Source organism: Seohaeicola zhoushanensis, assembly GCF_014656415.1.
GTDB lineage: Bacteria > Pseudomonadota > Alphaproteobacteria > Rhodobacterales > Rhodobacteraceae > Seohaeicola_A > Seohaeicola_A zhoushanensis.
Genome location: NZ_BNCJ01000001.1, coordinates 26,391 through 46,287 on the forward strand (window position 1 = coordinate 26,391; position 19,897 = coordinate 46,287).

Below are 19,897 nucleotides of genomic sequence, written 5' to 3' on the forward strand. Positions count from 1 at the left end.
GGATCCTCAGATGCATTTGAAATAGTCGAAGGGTTCGCTGCAGGAGAGACAGCGATACTGCGCCTTGCAGGCGGTCGAGCCGAATTCCGACAGCCGCTCGGTATGGGTCGAGCCGCAGCGCGGGCAGGCTACCGTGGTCTCGCCGAAGAGCGCGAGCTTTGATCCCGTGGCCTGTTCCGGCGGGGCGATGCCATAGGCGCGCAGCTTCTCGCGGCCCTCGGGCGTGACCCAGTCGGTGGTCCAGGGCGGGCTCATCACCCGCTCGATCCGGGCCTCGAAGCCGGCCTCGCGCAGCGCCGCCTCGATGGCGAACTCGATGGCCAGCACGGCGGGGCAGCCCGAGTAGGTCGGCGTGACGCCGGCCACCGCGACATTGCCCTCGACGCGCACCCAGCGCAGGATGCCGAGGTCTTCCACCGTGACACAGGGCACCTCGGGGTCGGGGACCGAGGCCGCCGCCGCCCAGGCGCGGGTCTGCGCCTGGTCTACCACGACGCGCCCGGATGCGCCCGGTAGACGGACTGCATCTCGGCCAGCATGTGCCCCAAGCCCTCGCCGTGGCGCCCGTCGCGGCCGCCGCTCTGCGGGAAGGGCACTTCGAGGCTCTCGAGCCCGGCCTCGTCGAAAATCCGCGCGATGGTCTTGTCGAAGACCGGCCGGATCGCGGCGCGCGAGGGCAGCGCATCGTCTCCGGCGCCTTCCTCGAAGAGCTCGTCGACGTAGATCGACAGCGCAAAGACGGCATCCTTCATCCGCCGCGCGCTTTCCTCGGTGCCGTCGCCCAGGCGCACCACCCATTCGCCAGCGTGGCGGATGTGATAGGCCATCTCCTTGACCGCCTTGCCGGCGATGCCGCGCACCGTCTCGTCGGAACTCGACAGCGCCGCCTGCCAGTAGGGGTGCATGAAGGCCGCGAAGTAGAGCTGGCGCAGCATGGTATGGGCGAAATCCTCGTTCGGACGTTCGACCAGCAGCAGGTTGCGATAGGCCCGCTCGTCGCGCAGGTAGGCAAGATCGTCCTCGCTCTGCCCCTTGCCTTCGACCTCGCCGGCATAGGCGTAGAGGTTGCGGGCGGTGCCGATCAGGTCGAGCGCCATGTTGGGCATGGCGAGATCCTCTTCCAGCATCGGGGCATGGCCGCACCATTCGCTGAGGCGATGGCCCAGCACCAGGTGATCGTCGGCCAGTTCCAGCAGCGCCTCGAACAGGGCCATCACATGTGCCCCACTTCTTCGGGGATGTCGTAGAAGGTCGGGTGGCGGTAGATCTTCTCGCCCGGCTCGAAGTTCTCGGCGGCCTGGTCGGGATCCGAGGCGGTGATCGCCTTCGACGGCACCACCCAGATCGAGTTGCCCTCGCCGCGGCGGGTATAGACGTCGCGCGCGGCCTGCAGGGCCATCACCTCGTCGGCGGCATGAAGCGAGCCGACATGCCGGTGCGCAAGCCCGTTGCGCGGCCGGATGAACACTTCCCAAAGGGGCACTTCACCAGTCATGGCGGTCCTTCCTTCTTCTCTTTGATAAATACTCCGGGGGTCCGGGGGGCAGCGCCCCCGGCCTCACCGTCTATTCCGCGGCCATCTTGCGCGCGCGGCGCTTATCGGCATGGGCCAGCGCGGCCTCGCGCACCCAGGCGCCGTCGTCCCAGGCCTTCTTGCGCGCCTTGATCCGGTCGCGCGCCATGGGCCCATGACCCTTGACCACGCGCCAGAACTCGCTCCAGTCGATCGGGCCGTGATCGTAGCCGCCCTTCTCCTCGTTCCACTTCAGGTCCGGGTCGGGGATGGTCAGGCCCAGGAACTCGGCCTGCGGCACGGTGGCGTCGATGAACTTCTGGCGCAGCTCGTCATTGGTGAAGCGCTTGATCTTCCAGGCCATCGACTGGTCGGAATGCTGGCTGTCGGCGTCGTGGGGGCCGAACATCATGATCGAGGGCCACCACCAGCGGTTCAGCGAATCCTGCGCCATCGCCTTCTGTTCCGGCGTTCCGCGCGCCAGCGTCATGACGATCTCGTAGCCCTGGCGCTGGTGGAAGCTCTCTTCCTTGCAGACCCGGATCATCGCGCGGGCGTAGGGTCCGAAGGAGCAGCGGCAGAGCGGGATCTGGTTCATGATCGCCGCGCCATCCACCAGCCAGCCGATGGTGCCGATATCGGCCCAGGACAGCGTCGGATAGTTGAAGATCGAGGAATACTTGGCCTTCCCGCTCAGCAGCTCCTCGGTCATCTCCTCGCGCGAAACGCCCAGCGTCTCGGCGGCGGCATAGAGGTAGAGGCCGTGGCCGCCCTCATCCTGCACCTTGGCCAGCAGCGTGGCCTTCCTGCGCAGCGAGGGCGCGCGGGTGATCCAGTTGCCCTCGGGCAGCATCCCCACGATCTCGGAATGCGCGTGCTGGCCGATCTGGCGCACCAGGGTGCGGCGATAGCCCTCGGGCATCTCGTCGTTCGGCTCGATCTTCTCTTCGGCATCGATGCGCGCCTGGAAGGCGGCCAGGAATTCCGGGCTTTCCTCGGTGCGCCCATCGGCGCCGATCAGACCTTGGCTGTACATGGGCTGGGGCTCCTCCAAACCGGTGGGCCATTTATATGTTACGAAAAATTGTAAATCAAGATTTTTCGTAACGCTTGCATCGCGGCCCGGCTCTGCGAAAACAGGCGCATGGACAAGATACTGTTTTCCTTCGGTCATGGCTATTCCTCGCAGGCGCTGGCGCGGCTGCTGATCCCGCAGGGCTGGACGATCTACGGCACCACCCGGCATCCCGAAAAGGCTCAGGCGATTCGCGCCACCGGCGTGATCCCGGTGCTCTTCCCCGGAGACGGCCCGCCAGAGGGCCTCGACCGCGCCACCCACCTGCTGACCTCCGCCGCCCCCTCCGAGGCCGGCGACCCGGTGCTGGCGGCACTCGGGCCCGAGATCGCCGCGCTGGCGCCAAGGCTCGCATGGGCCGGCTACCTCTCCACCACCGGGGTCTACGGCCACCACGGCGGCGACTGGGTCGACGAAAGCGCGCCGCTCGACCCGGCAACGCGGCGCGGCCAGCTCCGCGTCCTGGCCGAGGCCCAATGGCAGGCCATCCCCGGCCTGCCGCTGCACATCTTCCGCCTCGCCGGCATCTACGGCCCCGGCCGGGGCCCCTTCGCCAAGGTCAAGGCCGGCACCGCGCGCCGCATCGTCAAGCCGGGCCAGGTCTTCTCCCGCACCCATGTCGAGGACATCGCCCAGGTGCTCGCCGCCTCGATCGCGCGGCCCAATCCGGGCGCCGTCTACAACGTCTGCGACGACGATCCGGCGGCGCCGCAGGACGTCATCGCCTATGCCGCCGAACTGCTGGGCCTGCCGCTGCCGCCCGAAGTGCCCTACGAGAGCGCCGAGATGACCCCGATGGCGCGCAGCTTCTACGCCGAGAGCAAGCGGGTGCGGAACACCCGCATCAAGGAGGAACTCGGGGTCAAACTGCTCTACCCCGACTATCGGACCGGCCTGCAGGCCCTGCTGCACGCCGAGGAAGACTAACCCCCCTGCTTCTCTTCTTCAAAAATATCTCCAGGGGAGTCGCGCGGAACGCGCGGCGGGGGCAGCGCCCCCAGGCGACGGCGGCCATCGGGCGTGGACCTGCGGCAAGCGCGTAGGGCGGGGTTCACCCCGCCGCCCGCTCAGGCGCGTTTCTCGCCGATCCGGGTCACGCCCAGCACGTCGAGCACCTTTGCCTCGATCTGCTCGGCATTCATCCCCGCGACGGCATACATGTCCTCGGGGCTGGCCTGGTCGATGAAGATATCGGGCAGCACCATCGAGCGGAACTTCAGCCCGTTGTCGAAGACCCCACGCTCGGCCAGCAGCTGCGCGACCTGGCTGCCGAAACCGCCCACCGCGCCTTCCTCGATGGTCAGCAGCGCCTCGTGCTCGCGCGCCAGGCGCAGGATCAGCTCCTCGTCCAGCGGCTTGGCAAAGCGGGCGTCGGCCACGGTCGGGCTGACGCCCCGCGCGGCCAGGGCCTCGGCGGCCTTCTCGACCTCGGCGAGCCGCGTGCCGAAGGACAGGATCGCCACCCGGCCGCCTTCGCGGATGATCCGGCCCTTGCCGATCTCCAGCACCCGGCCGGTCTCGGGCAGGTCCACCCCGGTGCCGTCGCCGCGCGGATAGCGGAAGGCTATCGGGCCTTCGTCATGCGCCGCGGCCGTGGCCACCATATGCACCAGTTCCGCCTCGTCCGCCGCCGCCATCACCACGAACCCCGGCAGGTTGGCCAGGAAGGCAATGTCGAAGGCGCCGGCATGGGTCGCGCCGTCGGCTCCGACCAGCCCGGCGCGGTCGATGGCGAAGCGCACGGGCAGGCGCTGGATCGCCACGTCATGCACCACCTGGTCATAGCCGCGTTGCAGGAAGGTCGAATACATCGCGCAGAACGGCCGCATCCCGCCCGCCGCCAGCCCGGCGGCAAAGGTCACGCCATGCTGTTCGGCGATGCCGACATCGAAGCAGCGGCTGGGATAGCGTTCGGCAAAGAGGTTCAGCCCGGTGCCATCCGGCATCGCCGCCGTCACCGCGCAGATCCGGCTGTCATCGGCGGCCAGCCGGGTCAGGGTTTCCCCGAAGACCTTGGTATAGGAGGGCGCGTTCGACTTGGCCTTGGCCTGCACCCCGGTCACCACGTCGAACTTGGCGGTGGCGTGGCCCTTGTCGCGCGCCTTCTCGGCCGGGGCGTAGCCCTTGCCCTTCTGGGTCAGCACGTGGATCAGGATCGGCCCGGTCGCCCGGTCGCGCACCGTGCGCAGCACCGGCAGCAGCTGGTTCATGTCATGGCCATCGATCGGCCCGACATAGGAGAAGCCCAGAGATTCGAAGAGCGTGCCGCCCACCGCCAGCCCCTTGAGCATGTCCTTGGCGCGCTTGGCGCCCTCGCGGAACGGCTCGGGCAGCAGCGAGACGGCGCCCTTGGCCGCCGCCTTCAGCTCCTGGAACGGCGCCTCGGCATAAAGTCGCGAGAGATAGGAGGACAGCGCGCCGACCGGGGGCGCGATGCTCATCTCGTTGTCGTTCAGGATGACGATCATCCGCTTCTTCAGGTGGCCGGCGTTGTTCATCGCCTCGAAGGCCATGCCCGCGCTCATCGCGCCATCGCCGATCACCGCGATGGTGTCGCCGATGCCTTCGGGGGTGACGCCGCCCAGGTCGCGCGCCACCGCCAGGCCCAGCGCCGCGCTGATCGAGGTCGAGCTATGCGCCGCGCCGAAGGGGTCATAGGGGCTTTCGCTGCGCTTGGTGAAGCCCGAGAGGCCGCCCTTCATGCGCAGGGTGCGGATGCGGTCGCGCCGTTCGGTCAGGATCTTGTGCGGATAGCACTGGTGGCCGACGTCCCAGATGATCTTGTCGCGCGGGGTGTCGAAGACCGCGTGCAGCGCCACCGTCAGCTCGACCACGCCCAGGCCCGCGCCCAGGTGGCCGCCGGTGACCGAAACCGCCGAGATCGTCTCGGCACGCAGCTCGCCCGCCAGCTGGACCAGCTCGCGATCGCTGAGCCGCTTCATGTCGGCGGGCCGCTGGATCCGGTCCAGCAGCGGAGTGGCGGGGCGGTCGGTCAAGCGCGCGTGTCCTCGTTCAATGCTCGCGGGCAATAACGAAACGGGCAGCTTCCCGCAAGCTTTCGGCCCGCTTGCCATAGGGATCTAGCGCGGCGCAGGCGGATTCCACCAGGTCGCGGGCGCGTCGCCTTGCCGCGTCCAGCCCCAGCAGCGAGACGAAGGTGGCCTTGCCCGCCGCCGCATCCTTGCCGACGGCCTTGCCGGTCTTGGCCGCATCGCCCTCGACGTCGAGGATGTCGTCGGCGATCTGGAAGGCCAGGCCCAGCCCCTGCGCATAGGCCGAAAGCGGCGCGATATCGGCACCGGCCAGGCGCGCGCCGGCGCAGGCCGACCATTCGAAGAGCGCGCCGGTCTTGCCCGCCTGCAACTCGGTAATGCCCGCCAGGGTCAGCGGTTCGACTGCCGTCTCGGCCGCCATGTCGAGCGCCTGGCCGCGCACCATGCCACCGGCCCCGGCCGCGCGGGCCAGGCTCAGCGCCAGTTCGGCGCGCACCTCGGGCGGGCCGCAGCCGGGATGGGCGGCCAACTCGAAGGCCAGCGCCTGAAGGGCGTCGCCCGCCAGCACGGCGGTTGCCTCGTCCCAGGCGATGTGCACGGTCGGCAGCCCGCGCCGCAGGTCGTCGTCATCCATGCAGGGCAGGTCGTCATGGACCAGGCTGTAGGCATGCATCGCCTCGATCGCCGCCGCCGGCCAGATCGCCCGCGCCGCCTCGACACTGTGCAGCCGCGCGCTCTCCAGCACCAGGAAGGCCCGCAGCCGCTTGCCGCCGCGCGCGCCATAGCGCATCGCCTCGACCACCGGCAGCGTGCCATAGCCTTCCATCACGAGGGCCAGATGCGCTTCGACCGCCGCCGCCGCCTCGCTCAGGCGCTGGGAAAACATTCAGAGGCCTTCGACGGGCTTCAATCCGGTGGGCGCGCCATCGGCGCCAAGCGTGATCGCCGCCACCTTCTCCTCGGCGCGCTTCAGCTCGTCCTCGCAACGCTTCTTCAGCAGCGCGCCGCGTTCATAAAGCGCGATCGAGGCATCCAGCGCCACGTCGCCGCGCTCCAGCGCGTCGACCACCGACTCCAGTTCCTTCATCGCCTCCTCGAAGGACATCTCGTTGACGGGTCTTTCGCTCATTGTCCGGCCTTCATCAGTTCTTCCACATGCGCTTTCGCCGAAACGGCGAGCGCCCTCAGATCATAGCCGCCTTCGAGTGTCGAGACCACGCGGCCGCCGCAGACCTCCTCGGCGATGGCGCAAAGCCGCTCGGTCAGCCAGGCGAAATCCTGCGTCTCCCACATCAGCTCGGCCAGCGGATCGTCGGCATGGGCGTCGAACCCGGCCGAGATGATGATGAGCTCCGGCGCGAAGGCGCGCAGGCGCGGGAAGACGAGGCGCTCGTATTCCGCCCGCATCGCCGCGCCATCGCTGCCCGGCGGCAGCGGGATGTTCAGGATGGTGTCATGCGCCCCGGTCTCGCTCGGCTTGCCGGTACCCGGCCAGAGCGGCATCTGCTGGCTGGTCACCACCAGCGCGCGCGGCTCGTCCCAGAGCAGCTCCTGCGTGCCATTGCCGTGGTGCACGTCGAAATCGACCACCGCCACCCGCTTGAGCCCGTGAAAATCCAGCGCGTGTTTCGCCGCCAGCGCGGCATTGCCGAAGATGCAGAAACCCATCGGCGTCGCGGTCTCGGCATGGTGCCCCGGCGGGCGGATCGCGGCAAAGGCGTTCTTCACCTCGCCGCCCAGCACCATGTCCACCGCCCGCAGCGCCGCCCCCGCCGCCCGGAAGGCCGCGGTCATCGAGCCCGGCGACAGGAAGGTGTCATCGTCGAGCTGCGCCCAGCCCTCGGCCGGGCTCTGCCGCTTGAGGTCGGCGAGATAGGCCGCCGGGTGCAGGCGCAGGATGTCGTCCTCGGCGGCCAGCGGCGCGGTCACCCGCTGCAGGTCGAGCGGTTCGAGCGCGTGCAGCACATGCTCCAGCCGCGCCACCCGCTCGGGGTGCCCCTCGGGCGTGACATGCGCGAGGCAATCGGCATGGGTGATCAGGGCTGTCGTCATGAAGCTCCCCCTCGTGCTTCTTCTCTTTCCAAATACTCCAGACCGAGCCCGCCGCCGGCGCAACGGATCAGTCGGGCGCCAGCATGTAGCCCGCTCCGCGCACCGTCTGCAGGTAGCGCGGCTGGCGCGGGTTGCTTTCGATCTTGCGCCGCAGCCGGGTGATCTGCACGTCGACCGCCCGCTCCTGCGCCTGTCCGCGGTCGCGACCCAGGTCCTCGACCAGCTTGGTCCGGCTCACCGCCTCGCCCGGGCGCACCGAGAAGATCTTCATCAGCTGGCTCTCGGTGGCGGTCAGGCGCACCAGCTGGTCGCCCTGCCACATCTCGCCGCGCTCGATGTCATAGCGCACCGGGCCGAGGTGCAGGATCTTCGGCGTGGTCGCCTCGGCGGGCGTGTCGGGCATCCGCCGCAGGATCGCGTTGATCCGCAGCAGCAGTTCCTTCGGCTCGAAGGGCTTGGCGAGGTAGTCGTCCGCGCCGGCCTCGAGCCCGGCGATGCGGTTCTCGGTCTCGCCGCGCGCGGTCAGCAGCAGGATCGGCGTGTTCTTGGTGGCCCGCAGCGCCCGCGTCAGGCTGATCCCGTCCTCGCCCGGCATCATCACGTCAAGCACGATCAGGTCGAAGTCCAGCCCCGAGAGCACCCGCCGCGCATGGGCGGCATCGCGCGCGGCGGTGACGAGGAATCCGTGACGGATCAGGAACTTCTTCAGAAGTTCCCGGATCCGTTCGTCGTCATCGACGATCAGCAGATGCGCGTCGAGGTCGCTCATGTGGCCCCGCAGGTCAACCGTTGTCTCGAAGCCTTGTATAGGCGCGGCGCATGTCCGGGTCCATCATCGCCTCGAGAACCTGACGGAAACCGGAGACCGCCTCGGGCCCCGCCTCGCGGAAGGCCGCGCGCATCCGGGCCCGCTGGGCGTCCGACAAACGGGTCTCCAGCGCCTTGCCCCGCTCGGTCAGGTAGAGGTGGCGTTCGCGCTTGTCGGCGGTGCCGACGCGGCTTTCGACCAGCCCGTCCTCGATCAACGAGCGCAGCACCCGGTTCAGGCTCTGCTTGGTCACTCCGAGGATCGCCAGCAGGTTGTTCACCGTGGTGCCCGGCGCGCGGTTAATGAAATGGACCGCCCGGTGATGGGCGCGGCCATAGGCGAGATCGTCGAGAATGCGGTCTGGATCGGCGGTGAAGCCGCGATAGGCGAAGAACATCGCCTCGATCCCCTGACGCAGCTGCTCGTCGGTCAGGTAGAGGAGGCTCTCGCCGAAGCCCTGCGGGGCGCGCGTTTCGGACATGGGATCTCCCGGGCCAATTTGCCCGAGCATATGTCAGCCTTGTTGACATTCCAAGGGTCAAGCGTTACGCAGCCACAGATTTGGGCGCAATATTATGTCCAGCCCGGATATATCCGCGCAACAAATGCAAAACGATGCGCATGTTTGGAGAGCTGCAATGACGACCTACGACGACCGCGACGGCAAGATCTGGATGGATGGCAAGCTGATCGACTGGCGCGACGCGAATGTGCACATCCTGACCCATGCGCTGCATTACGCGAGCTCGGTCTTCGAGGGCGAACGCTGCTACAACGGCAAGATCTTCAAGGGCGTGGAGCACTCCAAGCGCCTGAAGGCCTCGGCCCAGATGCTTGACTTCGAGATCCCCTATACGGTCGAAGAGATCGAGAAGGCGAAATACGACATGCTCGCCGCCAACGGCTGGACCGACGCCTATGTGCGCGCGGTTGCCTGGCGCGGCGCCGGCGAGGACATGGGCGTCTCGGCCCGCCGCAACCCGGTGCGGCTGGCGATCACCGGCTGGGAATGGGGCAACTACTATGGCGACGCCAAGTTCAAGGGCGCCAAGCTCGACATCTCCAAGTGGAAGCGCCCCTCGCCCGAGACGATCCCGGTGCACGCCAAGGCGGCGGGTCTCTACATGATCTGCACCATGTCCAAGCACGCCGCCGAGGCCAAGGGCTGCTCGGACGCGCTGTTCATGGATTACCGCGGCTATGTCGCCGAGGCGACCGGCGCGAACATCTTCTTCGTCAAGGATGGCGAAGTGCATACGCCCAAGGCCGACTGCTTCCTGAACGGCCTGACCCGGCAGACGGTGATCGGGATGCTGCAGGACAAGCAGATCAAGGTGCATGAGCGCCATATCATGCCCGAAGAGCTGGAAGGCTTCGAGCAGTGCTGGCTGACCGGCACCGCCGCCGAGGTGACTCCGGTCGGGCAGATCGGCGACTACAACTTCGAGGTCGGCGCGCTGACGCGGGATATCGCGGAAAGCTACGAGAAGCTGGTGCGCGCCTAGACCGGGGCGGCGCGGCGGGGTAAACCCCGCCCTACATCAATTGCGTAGGGCGGGGTTCTACCCCGCCTTCCGCCTTTCGGACCGTCGCCCATGCTTTCCTACCAGCACGCTTATCACGCCGGGAACATGGCCGATGTTCACAAGCACGCGCTGCTGGCCGCGGCGCTCGACTACATGGGCCGGAAGCCCAAGCCGATGGTCTACATCGAGACGCATTCGGGCCGGGGCCTCTATGACCTGACCTCGGCCGAGGCGCTGAAGACCGGCGAGGCGGCGGCGGGGATTGCCCGTGCGGAGCCGCATTTCGACCCCGGCCACCCCTATATCAAGGCGTTGCAGGCCGCCCGCACCAAGGGCGGGCCGAACGCCTATCCCGGCTCTCCATTCATCGCGCAGGCCCTGTTGCGGCCCGGCGACCGCATGGTGCTGGCCGAGCGTCACCCGGCCGAGGCCCGCGCCCTGCGCGCGGCCTTTCCCGGCACCGACGTGCGCGAGACCGACGGGGTGCAGATGGCGCTGTCGCTCTGCCCGCCAACGCCGCGCCGGGGGCTGCTGCTGATCGACCCGAGCTATGAGATCAAGGACGAGTTCGCGGCGATGCCGCGGCTGATGGCCCAGCTGCACCGGAAATGGCCGGTGGGGGTGCTGATGCTCTGGTATCCGATCCTGGCCTCGGGGGCGGAACAGGCTCTGATAAGGGAAATCGGCGCCTTGGGAGAGGTTTTCCACCACCAGCTGCGCTTCCCTCCGGCGCGCGAGGGGCATGGGATGATCGGCAGCGGCATGGTGGTCATCAACCCGCCCTGGGGGCTTGAGACGGCTGCCGCCGCGCTGGACCGCCTGCCGCGCTGAGGCTCAGAACCGGTCGAGCAGCCGCTTGAGATAGTCGAGTTCGATCTGCGGACGCGAGGTGTCGCCGCTGCGGCGGCGGATTTCGTCCAGCAGCTCGCGGGCGCGGCGGTAGACGTCTTCGCCCTGCAGCAGGTTCTCTTCGGTGCCGATGGAGCCGTTGGACCCGGCATTGCGCCCCAGCGGGTCGCGGTTGCGGGCGCGCTGTTCGCCCTCGGCGTTGCCCTGCCCCGGCTGTTGCTGCTGGTCCTGCGCCAGAGCCTCGCCCAGCGCGCGCATCCCTTCGCGCAGGGCTTCCATCGCCTCGGACTGGTTGTCGATGGCCCCGGCCAGGTCGTCCTGGCGCAGCGATTGCTCGGCATCGTCCATCGCCCGGCCGGCGCGGCCCAGCGCATCGCGCGCGGCATCGCCCTCGGGCGTGCCCTGCCCCGGCAGGTTGCCCTGCTGGCGGTTCAGTTCCTGCCGCAGCGCCTGCTGGCGGTCGGCGAGCGAGCCCTTGAGATCCTGGCCCTGGCCGCCGCCCGGCTGGCCTTCGCCATCGTTCTGCGCCTCGCCCTGGCCGCCCTGCCCCTCGTGGCTGCGGCCGCGGCCCTGGCCGCCGTTGCGGCCCTGGTTGCCCTGGCTCTCGCCGCTGTTGGCGCCGGGGTTGAACTGTTCCTGCAGGTCGCGGAAGGCCTCGTCGGACAGGCCCTGCTGGTTGCGCAGCGTGTCGGCCAGGCCCTCCATGGCCTGCTGGCCCTGCGACTGACCGCCGCCCTGGCCCTGCGTCACGCGCATGTTCTCCATCAGCTGCTGGAGCTCTTCCAGCGCCTGCTGCGCCTCGGCCATGCGGCCCTGTTCCATCAGCTCCTGGATGCGGTCCATCATCTTCTGCAGATCGTTCTGGCTCATCTGCATCGAGTTCTGGTTCTGGCCCGAATTGGGCTGGTCCGCGCCGTTCTGCGGATCGCTCTGCGCCTGCCGCGAGAGCTGGCGGATGTAATCGTCGGTCGCGCGGCGCAGTTCCTGCATCAGCTCGGCGATTTCCTGGTCCGAGGCGCCGTTCTTCATCGCCTCGGTCAGCCGTTCCTGTGCCCGGCGCAGCCGTTCGAGCGCGTCCGAGAGGTCGCCGTCCTCGAGCAGCACCGCCAGGTCCCAGAGCGCCTTGCCCAGTTCCTCCTGGTGCTCGGCCTTGAGCCCGCCCCGCGACAGCGCATCGAGGCGGCGCAGGATCACCCGCATCCGCAGGTAGGCGGTTTCCGAGCGGAACACGCCCTCGGGCTTGTAGGAGACCGCCTTGAGCAGCTGCGACACGCGATGCGCGTTGCCGCGCGCCCAGAGCAGGTCGCGGCGCTGTTCGATGACCGAGGCGGCGAGCGGGTCGAAGAAGCGACGGCCCGGCAGGGTGGCCTTGAAGACCTCGCCCTGGCCGGTCTGGCCGGCGGCGTCCTGCACGTCGAGAGTGAATGTCACCGGCAGGTTGGCCCAGGGATGTTCGGAAAAATCCTCGATCAGTTTCTCGGTGAATGCGGAGCGGTCGCCGGCAATGGGCATCGGCAGCTGCACGGTGATCGGCTCGCGCTGGTCCGGCTCGGTTGTCAGGCCATAGCGGCGGTCGACCTCGGAGAGGTCAATCGCGATTGTCGCCGAGCCTGCCACCACGCCGTAATCGTCGCTGGCGGTAAAGGGCAGCGTCATGGTGCCCATCGCCTCGGCCTGCGGCGCGCCGGTGACGCTGACCTGCGGCGCGGCGTCGGGCACCACGGCGACCTCCCAGCTCTTGCCGCCGGGACCGTCGATCCGGATCTCGCCGTTCTGCACCACATCGAATTCCTGCGCCACCTCCGAGGCCGGCGGCAGCGCGCCGATGCGGCCCGAGACCGTCTCGGCAAGGGTCAGCGCGCCGACCTCGCCGTAGAAGCGCAGGGTGATGCGGCTGCCCTGCGGAATGTCGAGCCGGTCGCCCGGAATGTCGGCCAGGTAGATCGTCGGCTTGCCGGTGTAGCGCGGCGGTTCGATCCAGCCCTCCCATGTCGGGCCGCTGGCGGCCTGGGCGCCGCCCGGCGTCATCTCGGCCACCGAGCCGACCCGCCAGACAGAACCGAAGATCAGCGCGACGGCCAGCGCCAGCGTTGCCACGTAGCGCAGCGCGAAGGGGTCGGCGCGCGAGATGCGCAGATCGGGGCGCACCGGCCGGGCGCTGGCGGCGCGGGCCGCCATGCGCGCCTGGTGCGCCTGCCAGACGGCGGCCGAAGCCGCGTCGGTCGCGCCGATGGCTTGGCGGTCCATCAGCGCCTGGATCGGACGACCCGGCAGGGTCTCGTCCAGCCGCGCCAGCGCCTGGGCACGGGTGGGCCAGTGGAAGGTTCGGATACCCCAGACCAGCGAGACGAGCAGCCCGAGCGCCGCCAGAACCGCGCCGCCCCAGACCACCTCGACCGAGACCATGTCGTGCAGGCCCAGCATCAGCACGGCCAGCGCCAGCATCAGAACGGAGAACAGGGGCCAGAAGGCGCGCAGCACATGCTCGGCCAGCATCCCGGCGCGGGTCAGCGCCAGTGGCAGGCGCAGCGAGCGCAGCGCGGGATCGGGGCCGTGTCCTGGGGCCATACGGGTCTCCTGGCGGCGCGGCGCGTCAGCGCGCTAGAGCCACGAGGGTAGACTATCCCGATTTATCATTTCGTCAAAGGTGGGCCGTCGGCGGATAACCGCGAATTGATCGCCCTTCACCAGCACTTCAGGCACCAGCGGGCGGGCGTTGTATTCGCTCGCCATCGCCGCGCCATAGGCGCCGGCGCTGCGGAAGGCGACGAGGTCGCCCGACTTGACCGGCGGCAGGTCGCGGCCGCGGGCGAAGGTGTCGCCGGTCTCGCAGACCGGGCCGACCACGTCGTAGGGCCGCTGCTCGGTGCCCGGCGCGGGTTCGACCACGGGGATGATGTCGTGGTGGGCGTCATACATCGCCGGGCGGATGAGGTCGTTCATCGCGGCGTCGAGAATCAGGAAATCGCGGCCCTCGCCCGATTTCACGAAGATCACCGAGGAGACCAGCAGACCGGCGTTGCCGGCGATCAGCCGGCCCGGCTCGATCTCGATCTCGCAGCCGAGGTGGCCCAGCGTGCGCTTGATCATCGCGCCGTAATCGGTCGGCAGCGGCGGCGCGACGTTCGACCGGGTGTAGGGGATGCCCAGCCCGCCGCCGAGGTCGAGCCGGTCGATGCCGTGGCCATCGGCGCGCAGCGCCTCGGTGAGTTCGGCGACCTTGGCATAGGCCTGTTCGAAGGGGGCGAGGTCGGTGAGCTGGCTGCCGATGTGGACGTCGATGCCAACCACCTTCAGGCCCGGCAGCCGCGCGGCATGGGCATAGACGGCGCGGGCGCGGGAAATCGGGATGCCGAACTTGTTCTCGGACTTGCCGGTGGCGATCTTGGCGTGGGTCTTGGCGTCGACGTCGGGGTTCACCCGGATGGTGATCGGCGCGACCGTGCCCAGCGAGAGGGCGACGGCGTTCAGCAGCTCCATCTCGGGTTCGGATTCGACGTTGAACTGGCGGATGCCGCCGGTCAGCGCGGTGCGCATCTCCTCGGCGGTCTTGCCGACGCCCGAGAAGACGATCTTCTCGCCCGGCACGCCGGCGGCGCGGGCGCGCAGGTATTCGCCCTGGCTGACCACGTCCATCCCGGCGCCGGCCTCGGCCAGGGTCTTGAGGATGGCGAGGTTGCCGGCGGCCTTCATCGCGTAGCAGACGAGGTGCGGAACCCCGTCGAGCGCCTCGTCGAACAGGCGGTAGTGACGCAGCAGCGTCGCGGTGGAATAGACGTAGAACGGGGTGCCAACCGCCGCGGCTATCTCCGCGACGGGCACGTCCTCGGCGTAAAGCGCGCCGTCGCGATAGAGAAAGTGATCCATTCCGCGCGTTTAGACGCAAACCGAGGCGCAGATCAATTGGATTCCTCGGGCCGCGCGGGGCACGGGCCGGCGGATCAGAATATGGTCTTGTACCTGCGCTTCACGGACTTCCTGTATTCCGTGAACTCCCACTTCGCACGGGCCGCGACCCGCGCGAACACCGGGTTGAAGTCTGCATTGCGCACACCGCGCTGGTTCGCGATCTGGTAGAGCATGTGGAACGGGTTGTCGTTGCACTCCACCACCGCGGGCCCGTCGGCGGTGATCGCCATGTCGAACCCCAGCACCCCGAACTCCGGGAACACGTCATGGGCCCGGCAGGCCAGCGCAAGGGCCTCCCTGAAATGGGGAATCTGGAACCCGAGCAGGTGTTTGCCGCTGACCGGGTGGGTTTCGATGTCGCGCCCCTTCAGGCCGCTGCCGGTCCGGGCGCGCGTGACCTTGCCGGTTTCGAGATCGATGGCCCCGATCATGCTGCCGTCCTGCCAGAAGTTGTCCGACATCGCGGTCGGCGAGGGTATCTTCCAGACCGAGTAGAGCGGATAGGCGATATCGCCCTCGGTCACTGTGACGATGCGCAGGCTACCGATCGCCTTGCCTATGATGGCCGCCATGTCGGGATGCTGCACCAGCGCGTCCTGCAGCAGGAAACCGCCGCGGTGGTCGCCGGCCATCTCGGTGCAGAGCGCGTCGAGCGAAACCTGCCGGCCGTCGGCCAGCTTGGCCGTGCCGGCCACGCCGTCAACGCCGACAATGCAGGCCGAGCCCGCGCTCAGCGAACCACCGTTGGGTTTCCCGAACAACGGGTAGCGTGCATCGTTCAGCAGGAAGGCCTTCAGGTCGGCCGCGTTCGAGAAGGTCGGGATCGCTCCGCCCCGCGGGAAATTCGCGACCAGCGCCTGGGTGCGGGTGCTGCGAAGGCCGAGGCTGTTCAAGAGTGAGGAGTAGAGCAGCTTGTTCTTGACCACCCGGTTGCTGCGCACGAGGCCATGCGGCGAGAGTGTCTGGTTCAGCCGCCAGTTGGATGCCTTCCCGACATACTCGCGCTTCTGCGCCATTGTCATATCGGGGTCGAACAGGCGGTTGGAGAAGTACTCCGGGAACTCCAGGCGCGCGGGCGAGAGATTGAGCGCGATCATCTCGCGCAGCTGCTTCAGCGGGCTGACGCCATACTCGCGCGCGACCTTCACGATCTCGGAACTTTCCGGCGCGGAGGCCTTGCCCGGCCCTTCAAGCAAAGCCGTGTTTTTTGCGGAAACTGCGTCAATCGTCGCGGTGGTCATGCCCTGTTCCCTCGCCGGTTCGTGTCGAAGCGTTAATAAAGGTTAACGGGCAAAAATGGCGGGAATTGGGCCGGATCGTTTCCGTTGCCCTGCAAATCCACGGGGAAAGGCGGCTTTAGCCCCGCCTGAAGCTGCGCAGGAAGAGGTAGAGGGGCAGTCCGCAGCTGACCCCGATGCCCCAGGTGGCCGGAATGGCGATCAGGCCCAGCCAGGCCCGCCGCGCCCGGCAGTCCGCGATCACGAAGAGGGTGAGCGCGATTGCGGCGATGGTCAGGTCCCAGACCAGCCCGCTGGTGGCCGGGTTGGCGTGCCAGGCGTCGACCATCCCCATCAGGTCAAGGCCGTTGGCGGCGAACCATTCCAGGAAATAGCCCATCGGCATGACCGCGCCCCAGACAGCCAGCGCGAGGTAGAGCAGCCGCAGCGCCACGCTCAGAAGCCGACCGTCAGGCCGACCTTGCCGAGGTTCCAGCCAAGCGCGCCGCCGACATGCGTGCCCGAGCTGCCGACCCCGACATTGGCGTTCATCGTCGGCGGCACCGGCTCGCCATCGGCACCGCAGCCGGCCAGCAGCATCAGCAGGACAACTACCCGTTTCATCCGAGCCTCGCTTTCCACCTGTCGATCTGGGCGCGCACCTGGGCCGGTGCGGTCCCGCCATAGGACATGCGCGAGTTTACCGAATTTTCAACGCCCAGGACAGCAAAGACATCCTCGGTGATATCGGCATGCACCGCCTGCATCTCGGCCAGGCTGAGGTCGGGCAGGTCGCAGCCCTTCTTCTCGGCCACGGCGACAAGGCTGCCGGTGACGTGATGCGCGTCGCGGAACGGCAGGTTGAGCACGCGGACCAGCCAGTCGGCCAGGTCGGTCGCAGTGGAAAAGCCGCTGCCCGCCGCCGCGGCAAGGTTGTCGCGCCGCGCCGTCATGTCGGTGACCATGCCGGTCATCGCGGCCAGCGCGAGCATCCAGTTGTCGGCGGCGTCGAAGACCTGTTCCTTGTCCTCCTGCATGTCCTTGGAATAGGTCAGTGCAAGGCCCTTCATCACCATCATCAGCGCAGTATTGGCGCCGAAGATGCGCCCCACCTTGGCGCGGATCAGCTCGGCCGCGTCGGGGTTCTTCTTCTGCGGCATGATCGAGGAGCCGGTCGAGAAGCGGTCGGAGAGCGCCACGAAACGGAACTGGGCCGAGGACCAGATCACCAGTTCCTCGGCCAGCCGCGAGAGGTGCATGGCAGAGATCGAGGCGACCGAGAGGAATTCCAGCGCGAAGTCGCGGTCGCTGACGGCATCCAGCGAGTTGGCGCAGGGGGCGTCAAAGCCCAGCGCCTTGGCGGTCATGTGCCGGTCGATCGGGAAGGAGGTGCCGGCCAGCGCGGCGGCGCCCAGCGGGGATTCGTTCATCCGGGCGCGGGCGTCGCGGACGCGGGAGAGGTCGCGGCCGAACATCTCGACGTAGGCCATCATGTGGTGGCCCCAGGTCACGGGCTGCGCGGTCTGCAGGTGGGTAAAGCCCGGCATCACCCAGTCGGCGCCGGCCTCGGCCTGCGACATCAGCGCGCGGATCAGCGCCAGCAGACCGCCCTCGGCGGCGTCGAACTGGTCGCGCACCCAGAGGCGGAAGTCGGTGGCGACCTGGTCGTTGCGCGAACGCGCGGTGTGCAGCCGCCCGGCCGGTGCGCCGATGATTTCCTTCAGCCGCGCCTCGACGTTCATGTGGATGTCTTCCAGCGCGGTCGAGAATTGGAAGCTGCCGCCCTCGATCTCTGACAAGACCGTGAGCAGGCCTTCCCGGATCGCCTCGGCATCGCTATCGCTGATGATGCCCTGCGCGGCCAGCATCGCCGCATGGGCGCGCGAACCGGCGATGTCTTGTGCCGCCAGACGCTTGTCGAATCCGATCGAGGCATTAATTGCCTCCATGATCGCATCGGGTCCGGCGGCGAAGCGGCCTCCCCACATCTGGTTGGCGGTCTTGTCGGTCATGTTGCAGCCCTTGGAGATATCATGCGTCCCGTTCGTTCCCTGATCCTTTATATGGCCCTGATGCTCACTGCAAACGCCGCCTCGGCGGCGGATATCGCGAGTCTGGAGGCCATGCGCGAGGGGGACATGAAGAAACTGGCCTTCCACGTCGAACCGCGGCCCACCTCGGAGGCCGCCTTCCAGCTGGCCGATGGCGCGGGGACCGGCAGCCTGGCCGATTACCGGGGCAAGGTGGTGCTGCTGAACTTCTGGGCCACCTGGTGCGCCCCCTGCCGCAAGGAGATGCCGGCGCTGCAGCAGTTGCAGACCGAGCTGGGCGGCGACGACTTCCAGGTGGTGACGCTGGCGACCGGGCGCAATTCGCCCGAAGGCATCGTCAAGTTCTTCGACGAGATCGGCGTGACCGACCTGCCCCGGCACCAGGATCCGAAACAGGCCGTCGCCCGCGAGATGGGCGTGATGGGCCTGCCGGTCTCGGTCCTGATCGACCGGGACGGCCGCGAGATCGCGCGGCTTATCGGCGATGCCGACTGGGCCTCGGACAATGCCCGCGCGATCATTTCGGGGATGATGGCCGTCCCCGCCGCGAACTAGGCCGCCAGCGCCGCGCGGGTCCGGCAGACCGCCAGCGCCGCCCGCGCGGCCTCGCGTCCCTTCTCGACGAAATGGGCGCGGAAGATGGCGGTGTGATGCTCGGTCTCCTGGAAGTGATGCGGTGTCAGCGAGACCGAGAGCACCGGAACGCCGGTATCCAGCCCCGCGCGCATCAGACCGTCGACCACCGCCTGGGCAACGAAATCGTGGCGGTAGATGCCGCCGTCGACCACGAAGGCGGCGCAGGTGACTGCGCCATAGCGGCCGGTCTGGGCAAGCTGCTTGGCCATCAGCGGCAGTTCGAAGGCGCCGGGCACGTCGTAGACGTCAACCTGGGCTTGCGGGATCAGTTCAAGGAAGCCGTCGAGCGCGCGGTCGACGATATCGGCGTGCCAGCCGGCCTTGACAAAGGCGAAACGGGTGTGTGTCATGATCAACTCCTATAGGTTCGACACGTCACCCAAGGCGATCACGGGCAGGCGCACCGCGGCTGCGGTGACACATGCTCGTCCTCTTTCATCCGGACTGTAACCGTCGGCCCCGGCCTCTCACCGGATCTGCTGACCCCCGGCCTCGCGGCCAGGGCGCTCGCGGGCTCGCGGGGTTTCCCCGCATACCGCCGGTGGGGAATTGCACCCTGCCCTGAGAACGAGGCGGAGATTGCCAAGGCGCGCATGGGAAGGCAAGAGTTCCCGCAAGGGAGACCGCCATGCATCCGAACCCGATCTATCACACGGCCGATGCCGCCAAGAATCTCGCCTATGCCCGCGCGCGCGCCTTCGGCACGCTGAGCGTGGCGACGCCCGAGGGGCCGCTGGTGAGCCATGTGCCTTTTCTGCTGTCCGACGACGGGACCACGGCCGAGCTGCATCTGGTCCGTTCCAACCCGATCGCGCGAGCGCTGAAGGCGCCGCTGAACGCGATCCTGGCGATCAGCGGGCCCGACAGCTATATCTCGCCCGACTGGTACGGCATGGAGAACCAGGTGCCGACCTGGAATTATGTCGCCGTGCATCTGAAGGGCAAGTTGACCCTGCAACCGCAGGAGGGGATGCGCGACTTGCTCGACCGTCAGTCGGCGGCCTACGAGGAGCGGCTGCTGCCGAAGACGCCCTGGACCATGGACAAGGTCGACCCCGAGGCGGTGGACAAGCTGCTGCGGATGATCGTGCCCTGCAAGCTGAGCATCACCGGGGTCGACGGCACCTGGAAGTTCTCGCAGAACAAGCCCGAGACCGCGCGCCTTGGCGCCGCCGATGGCGCCGGCGCGGCGGGTTTCGGGGCCGAGGTCGCGCTGCTGGCGCAGATGATGCGCGACGCGTAGACAGGAGGCGGGGCGCCTTCTAGGG

Annotated in this window: 22 protein-coding genes and 1 riboswitch; of the genes, 5 read left to right on the forward strand and 17 right to left on the reverse strand. The window is 68.2% G+C overall.

The genetic code is table 11. The features are described 5' to 3' along the window. Window positions 1-6 precede the first annotated feature (6 nt). From paaD to paaA, 4 genes are all read right to left on the reverse strand, one after another. Window positions 7-492: a 1,2-phenylacetyl-CoA epoxidase subunit PaaD gene (gene paaD / locus IE266_RS00150; protein WP_189678004.1), complete on the reverse strand. Its 486-nt coding sequence runs from the start codon at window positions 490-492 to the stop codon at window positions 7-9. Next, window positions 486-1,214: a 1,2-phenylacetyl-CoA epoxidase subunit PaaC gene (paaC, locus tag IE266_RS00155; protein ID WP_189678005.1), complete on the reverse strand. Its 729-nt coding sequence runs from the start codon at window positions 1,212-1,214 to the stop codon at window positions 486-488. The genes paaD and paaC overlap by 7 nt, the downstream gene beginning before the upstream one ends. After that, window positions 1,214-1,495: a 1,2-phenylacetyl-CoA epoxidase subunit PaaB gene (paaB, locus tag IE266_RS00160; protein WP_189678006.1), complete on the reverse strand. Its 282-nt coding sequence runs from the start codon at window positions 1,493-1,495 to the stop codon at window positions 1,214-1,216. Before paaB ends, paaC begins: the two co-directional genes overlap by 1 nt. A gap of 70 nt (window positions 1,496-1,565) precedes the next feature. Next, entirely contained in the window at window positions 1,566-2,549 is a 984-nt protein-coding gene (gene paaA, locus IE266_RS00165; RefSeq protein ID WP_189678007.1) for a 1,2-phenylacetyl-CoA epoxidase subunit PaaA, read from the reverse strand. A 108-nt stretch (window positions 2,550-2,657) separates the two neighbouring features. Here paaA and IE266_RS00170 point away from each other — a divergent pair, with 108 nt between their 5' ends. Next, entirely contained in the window at window positions 2,658-3,515 is an 858-nt protein-coding gene (locus IE266_RS00170) for an SDR family oxidoreductase (protein WP_189678008.1), read from the forward strand. A 140-nt stretch (window positions 3,516-3,655) separates the two neighbouring features. Here the strand turns inward: IE266_RS00170 and dxs are convergent, their stop codons facing one another. From dxs to IE266_RS00200, 6 genes are all read right to left on the reverse strand, one after another. Further along, window positions 3,656-5,584 (reverse strand): 1-deoxy-D-xylulose-5-phosphate synthase, encoded by a 1,929-nt coding sequence (gene dxs / locus IE266_RS00175; protein WP_189678009.1) that lies wholly within the window; start codon window positions 5,582-5,584, stop codon window positions 3,656-3,658. A 16-nt stretch (window positions 5,585-5,600) separates the two neighbouring features. Continuing rightward, window positions 5,601-6,467, reverse strand: coding sequence for a polyprenyl synthetase family protein (locus IE266_RS00180; protein ID WP_189678010.1), 867 nt, complete (start codon window positions 6,465-6,467; stop codon window positions 5,601-5,603). Beyond that, the gene (locus IE266_RS00185) at window positions 6,468-6,710 is read right to left on the reverse strand and encodes an exodeoxyribonuclease VII small subunit (RefSeq protein ID WP_189678011.1); all 243 of its coding nucleotides are present in this window, start codon (window positions 6,708-6,710) and stop codon (window positions 6,468-6,470) included. Next, window positions 6,707-7,633, reverse strand: a complete 927-nt coding sequence (locus IE266_RS00190; RefSeq protein ID WP_189678012.1) for a histone deacetylase family protein — start codon at window positions 7,631-7,633, stop codon at window positions 6,707-6,709. The genes IE266_RS00185 and IE266_RS00190 overlap by 4 nt, the downstream gene beginning before the upstream one ends. 67 nt (window positions 7,634-7,700) lie before the next feature. Beyond that, a complete protein-coding gene (locus IE266_RS00195) occupies window positions 7,701-8,402 on the reverse strand; it encodes a response regulator (RefSeq protein ID WP_189678013.1) in 702 nt (233 codons plus the stop codon). A 13-nt stretch (window positions 8,403-8,415) separates the two neighbouring features. Next, window positions 8,416-8,922 carry a MarR family winged helix-turn-helix transcriptional regulator gene (locus IE266_RS00200; protein WP_189678014.1) on the reverse strand — a complete coding sequence of 169 codons (507 nt, stop codon included), beginning with the start codon at window positions 8,920-8,922 and terminating at the stop codon, window positions 8,416-8,418. A gap of 157 nt (window positions 8,923-9,079) precedes the next feature. On the opposite strand from IE266_RS00200, the gene IE266_RS00205 reads away from it, so the two are divergent. Next, window positions 9,080-9,946, forward strand: a complete 867-nt coding sequence (locus IE266_RS00205) for a branched-chain amino acid aminotransferase (protein WP_189678015.1) — start codon at window positions 9,080-9,082, stop codon at window positions 9,944-9,946. Between the two features lie 90 nt (window positions 9,947-10,036). Then, window positions 10,037-10,798 carry a 23S rRNA (adenine(2030)-N(6))-methyltransferase RlmJ gene (locus IE266_RS00210; protein WP_189678016.1) on the forward strand — a complete coding sequence of 254 codons (762 nt, stop codon included), beginning with the start codon at window positions 10,037-10,039 and terminating at the stop codon, window positions 10,796-10,798. 3 nt (window positions 10,799-10,801) lie between these two features. Here IE266_RS00210 and IE266_RS00215 read toward each other — a convergent pair whose 3' ends face one another. From IE266_RS00215 to argH, 6 genes are all read right to left on the reverse strand, one after another. Continuing rightward, entirely contained in the window at window positions 10,802-13,384 is a 2,583-nt protein-coding gene (locus IE266_RS00215) for a TIGR02302 family protein (RefSeq protein WP_189678017.1), read from the reverse strand. A 33-nt stretch (window positions 13,385-13,417) separates the two neighbouring features. Further along, entirely contained in the window at window positions 13,418-14,683 is a 1,266-nt protein-coding gene (gene lysA / locus IE266_RS00220) for a diaminopimelate decarboxylase (RefSeq protein ID WP_189678018.1), read from the reverse strand. 74 nt (window positions 14,684-14,757) lie between these two features. Continuing rightward, window positions 14,758-15,966: a sugar-transfer associated ATP-grasp domain-containing protein gene (locus tag IE266_RS00225; RefSeq protein ID WP_189678019.1), complete on the reverse strand. Its 1,209-nt coding sequence runs from the start codon at window positions 15,964-15,966 to the stop codon at window positions 14,758-14,760. 115 nt (window positions 15,967-16,081) lie between these two features. Further along, on the reverse strand, window positions 16,082-16,390 hold the full coding sequence (locus IE266_RS00230) for a DUF2834 domain-containing protein (RefSeq protein WP_189678741.1): 309 nt from the start codon (window positions 16,388-16,390) through the stop codon (window positions 16,082-16,084). A gap of 8 nt (window positions 16,391-16,398) precedes the next feature. Next, on the reverse strand, window positions 16,399-16,566 hold the full coding sequence (locus IE266_RS00235; RefSeq protein ID WP_189678020.1) for a hypothetical protein: 168 nt from the start codon (window positions 16,564-16,566) through the stop codon (window positions 16,399-16,401). Continuing rightward, the gene (argH, locus tag IE266_RS00240; protein ID WP_189678021.1) at window positions 16,563-17,954 is read right to left on the reverse strand and encodes an argininosuccinate lyase; all 1,392 of its coding nucleotides are present in this window, start codon (window positions 17,952-17,954) and stop codon (window positions 16,563-16,565) included. Before argH ends, IE266_RS00235 begins: the two co-directional genes overlap by 4 nt. Before the next feature lie 21 nt (window positions 17,955-17,975). On the opposite strand from argH, the gene IE266_RS00245 reads away from it, so the two are divergent. Beyond that, window positions 17,976-18,548 (forward strand): TlpA disulfide reductase family protein, encoded by a 573-nt coding sequence (locus IE266_RS00245; RefSeq protein WP_189678022.1) that lies wholly within the window; start codon window positions 17,976-17,978, stop codon window positions 18,546-18,548. On the opposite strand, the gene IE266_RS00250 is transcribed toward IE266_RS00245, so the two are convergent. Continuing rightward, window positions 18,545-18,979 carry a 6,7-dimethyl-8-ribityllumazine synthase gene (locus tag IE266_RS00250; protein WP_189678023.1) on the reverse strand — a complete coding sequence of 145 codons (435 nt, stop codon included), beginning with the start codon at window positions 18,977-18,979 and terminating at the stop codon, window positions 18,545-18,547. The two genes, IE266_RS00245 and IE266_RS00250, sit on opposite strands and share 4 nt — an antisense overlap. 73 nt (window positions 18,980-19,052) lie before the next feature. Then, window positions 19,053-19,202, reverse strand: a riboswitch (FMN riboswitch). A gap of 55 nt (window positions 19,203-19,257) precedes the next feature. Here IE266_RS00250 and IE266_RS00255 point away from each other — a divergent pair. After that, window positions 19,258-19,872, forward strand: a complete 615-nt coding sequence (locus tag IE266_RS00255; RefSeq protein WP_189678024.1) for an FMN-binding negative transcriptional regulator — start codon at window positions 19,258-19,260, stop codon at window positions 19,870-19,872. Window positions 19,873-19,897 lie beyond the last annotated feature (25 nt).

Coding starts and splice junctions, on each gene's coding strand:
- IE266_RS00170 (WP_189678008.1), top strand. CDS start 2,658: ATGGACAAGATACTGTTTTCCTTCGGTCATGGCTATTCCTCGCAGGCG.
- IE266_RS00215 (WP_189678017.1), bottom strand. CDS start 13,384: ATGGCCCCAGGACACGGCCCCGATCCCGCGCTGCGCTCGCTGCGCCTG.
- IE266_RS00200 (WP_189678014.1), bottom strand. CDS start 8,922: ATGTCCGAAACGCGCGCCCCGCAGGGCTTCGGCGAGAGCCTCCTCTAC.
- paaA (WP_189678007.1), bottom strand. CDS start 2,549: ATGTACAGCCAAGGTCTGATCGGCGCCGATGGGCGCACCGAGGAAAGC.
- IE266_RS00190 (WP_189678012.1), bottom strand. CDS start 7,633: ATGACGACAGCCCTGATCACCCATGCCGATTGCCTCGCGCATGTCACG.
- IE266_RS00185 (WP_189678011.1), bottom strand. CDS start 6,710: ATGAGCGAAAGACCCGTCAACGAGATGTCCTTCGAGGAGGCGATGAAG.
- IE266_RS00180 (WP_189678010.1), bottom strand. CDS start 6,467: ATGTTTTCCCAGCGCCTGAGCGAGGCGGCGGCGGCGGTCGAAGCGCAT.
- IE266_RS00255 (WP_189678024.1), top strand. CDS start 19,258: ATGCATCCGAACCCGATCTATCACACGGCCGATGCCGCCAAGAATCTC.
- IE266_RS00245 (WP_189678022.1), top strand. CDS start 17,976: ATGCGTCCCGTTCGTTCCCTGATCCTTTATATGGCCCTGATGCTCACT.
- argH (WP_189678021.1), bottom strand. CDS start 17,954: ATGACCGACAAGACCGCCAACCAGATGTGGGGAGGCCGCTTCGCCGCC.
- lysA (WP_189678018.1), bottom strand. CDS start 14,683: ATGGATCACTTTCTCTATCGCGACGGCGCGCTTTACGCCGAGGACGTG.
- IE266_RS00235 (WP_189678020.1), bottom strand. CDS start 16,566: ATGAAACGGGTAGTTGTCCTGCTGATGCTGCTGGCCGGCTGCGGTGCC.
- paaC (WP_189678005.1), bottom strand. CDS start 1,214: ATGGCCCTGTTCGAGGCGCTGCTGGAACTGGCCGACGATCACCTGGTG.
- IE266_RS00195 (WP_189678013.1), bottom strand. CDS start 8,402: ATGAGCGACCTCGACGCGCATCTGCTGATCGTCGATGACGACGAACGG.
- IE266_RS00250 (WP_189678023.1), bottom strand. CDS start 18,979: ATGACACACACCCGTTTCGCCTTTGTCAAGGCCGGCTGGCACGCCGAT.
- IE266_RS00225 (WP_189678019.1), bottom strand. CDS start 15,966: ATGACCACCGCGACGATTGACGCAGTTTCCGCAAAAAACACGGCTTTG.
- IE266_RS00205 (WP_189678015.1), top strand. CDS start 9,080: ATGACGACCTACGACGACCGCGACGGCAAGATCTGGATGGATGGCAAG.
- paaB (WP_189678006.1), bottom strand. CDS start 1,495: ATGACTGGTGAAGTGCCCCTTTGGGAAGTGTTCATCCGGCCGCGCAAC.
- IE266_RS00210 (WP_189678016.1), top strand. CDS start 10,037: ATGCTTTCCTACCAGCACGCTTATCACGCCGGGAACATGGCCGATGTT.